The sequence below is a fragment of the Sphingomonas sp. genome (assembly GCF_019242355.1).
GTDB lineage: Bacteria > Pseudomonadota > Alphaproteobacteria > Sphingomonadales > Sphingomonadaceae > Sphingomicrobium.
Genome location: NZ_JAFAVR010000156.1, coordinates 1 through 2491 on the forward strand (window position 1 = coordinate 1; position 2491 = coordinate 2491).

At 69.8% G+C, this 2491-nt stretch carries 3 protein-coding genes; all 3 read right to left on the reverse strand.

What is annotated here, in order from left to right:
- The coding region (gene hemW / locus JOZ79_RS07765) for a radical SAM family heme chaperone HemW (RefSeq protein WP_294072854.1) at window positions 1-996 on the reverse strand (996 nt) is incomplete at its 3' end.
- Window positions 997-1140: 144 nt separating this feature from the next.
- Window positions 1141-1749 (reverse strand): RdgB/HAM1 family non-canonical purine NTP pyrophosphatase, encoded by a 609-nt coding sequence (rdgB, locus tag JOZ79_RS07770; RefSeq protein WP_294072857.1) that lies wholly within the window; start codon window positions 1747-1749, stop codon window positions 1141-1143.
- Entirely contained in the window at window positions 1746-2459 is a 714-nt protein-coding gene (gene rph, locus JOZ79_RS07775; protein WP_294072860.1) for a ribonuclease PH, read from the reverse strand. Before rph ends, rdgB begins: the two co-directional genes overlap by 4 nt.
- Window positions 2460-2491: the final 32 nt, after the last annotated feature.

The following is a 2491-nucleotide window of genomic DNA, read 5'->3' on the forward strand; positions in this document are numbered from 1 at the left end:
CACTCCGCCAACGAGGGATTGCGCGCCCTCGACACAGCGCAGGCGAAGCCCCATGACCAGCGCTTCGTCCGCAGCCTCGACCGGTGTCAGCGCCGCTTCCTCGACGATTCCGTGGCAGTTGCGGGCGAGGGCGGAGAGGAAATTCTCCGGCTTGCGGTGGCGCTGGGTGCGCATCCCGAGACGGCGGCCGTGGGCGCCGGGACCGATGCCCGCATAGTCGCCGTATCGCCAGTAGGTGAGGTTGTGCCGGCTCTCGTGTCCGGGGCGGGCGTGGTTGCTGATCTCGTAGGCGGGCAGGCCGGCCGCAGCGGTGATGCCTTCCGTCAGCTCGAAGAGCGACGCGGCGCGATCAGAGTCGAGGGGATCGAGCTTGCCGGCGGCGTGGAGCGCGGCGAAGCGCGTGCCGGGCTCGATCGTCAGCTGGTAGAGCGAGAGGTGCGTGGTGCCGAGCGACAGCGCTCGATCGAGGGTCGCGGCCCATTGCTCCTCGGTATCGCCGGGTAGCGCATAGATAAGATCGAAGCTCACCCGGTCGAAATTCGCCTGCGCTGTGTCGAGGGCGCGCAATCCCTCGTTGGCGGAGTGCGCCCGGCCGAGGAACGCGAGCGCCTGGTCGTCGAAATGCTGCAGGCCGAGCGACAGGCGGTTGACCCCGCTCGCGGCGAGGTCGGCGAAGCGAGCGGCCTCGACCGAATTGGGGTTGGCCTCCAGCGTGATTTCCTGGTCGTCAGCCGGGAACCAGTGGCGCCTTGCCGCCGCGATCACCGCCTCAACCGTCGCCGGGTCCATGAGCGAGGGCGTGCCCCCGCCGAAGAAGATCGAGGTCAGCCGCCGCCCCGGCAGCAGCCGGGCCTCATGGGCAAGGTCGGCGAGCAGCGCTTCGCGCCACGCCCGCTGGTCGATGCCGCCGCGGACATGGCTGTTGAAGTCGCAATAAGGGCATTTGCTGACGCAGAACGGCCAGTGGACGTAGAGCGCGAGGTCATTCGAAGGCATCCGGAAAGTCACAAAGGTCGCACTATACACGCGGGCGTGAGGGGGACTTTTGCCTGCAGGCCAGGGCGGATCGATGGTTCCGGATTCGGCATGGTCGCGGACATTTCGGCTGCCCTAGCGCGGGGACGGGCCTGTAGGACAGCGCTAGCCGAGAGCCGCCACCAGCTTGCGGAAGGCATCGGCGCGGTGGCTGATGGCGTGCTTGGCCTCGGGGTCCATCTCGCCGAAGGTCCGGTCGTGGCCGGCGGGGACGAACAGGGGGTCGTAGCCGAAGCCCCGGTCGCCACGCGGCGGCCAGACCAGTGTGCCATCGACGCGGCCCTCGAACGTCTCGGTCTGGCCGTCGTTCGGCCAGGCGATGGCGAGAGCGCAGGCGAAATGGGCATCGTGCCCGGCGTCCGGGCCCGCGCCTTCGGTCTCGCGCCAGACCTTCTCCATCGCGCGATCCCAGTCGCGGTTGCCGTCCTCGTCCTCGGCCCAGCGCGCCGAGAAGATGCCGGGCCTGCCGTGGAGCGCGTCCACGCACAGACCGCTGTCGTCGGCCAGTGCTGGGAGGCCGCTGAGGTCCGCCGCCTCGCGCGCCTTGAGGTCCGCGTTGTCGGCGAAGGTCACGCCGATTTCCTCGGGCTCGGGCAGGCCAAGTTCCTCGGCACCGACGCACTGGATACCGAGCGGAGCGACCAGCGCGGCGATCTCGCGCAGCTTGCCGGCGTTGTGCGTGGCGATGACCAGCTTCTCGCCGATCGGCCTCACCGGCCGGTCGCCTTGAGCTGGGCGGCGAAGATGTCGGTGCAGCCGATGCGGGCGAGGCGGAGGAGGCGGAGCAGGCCTTCCTCGTCATAACATTCGCCTTCGGCGGTCGCCTGCGCCTCGACGATGGAGCCGTCGCCGGTGAGCACGAAATTGCCGTCGCAACCGGCCTTGCTGTCCTCGTCATAGTCCAGGTCTAGGACCGGCGTGCCGTTGTAGATGCCGCAGCTGACGGCCGCGACCTGGGTGCGGATCGGGTCGGCGGTAAGGCCCTTGGCGAGCAATTTGTCGACCGCGATGCGGAGCGCGACCCAGCCGCCGGAGATCGCCGCGGTGCGGGTGCCGCCGTCGGCCTGGATGACGTCGCAATCGACGATCACCTGCCGCTCGCCGAGCCTCGGCAGGTCGACGACGGCGCGGAGCGAGCGGCCGATCAGCCGCTGGATTTCCTGGGTGCGGCCGGACTGCTTGCCCTGCGCCGCCTCGCGGCGGCCGCGGGTGTGCGTGGCGCGCGGCAGCATGCCGTATTCGGCCGTCACCCAGCCTTCGCCCTTGCCACGCAGGAAGGGCGGCGCCTTCTCCTCGATGCTGGCGGTGACCAGCACCTTGGTGTGGCCGAAGCTCACCAGGCAGGAGCCCTCGGCGTAGCGGTTGACCGCGGTCTCCAGCGTCACATGGCGCAGGGAATCGGGGGTGCGTTCGGACGGCCGCATGAAAGGCTCCGCATCGTCGCGCGGCTTGCGCC

Bases quoted from the DNA above. Each gene is read 5' to 3' on its own strand.
- rph (WP_294072860.1), bottom strand. From the start codon at position 2,459: ATGCGGCCGTCCGAACGCACCCCCGATTCCCTGCGCCATGTGACGCTG.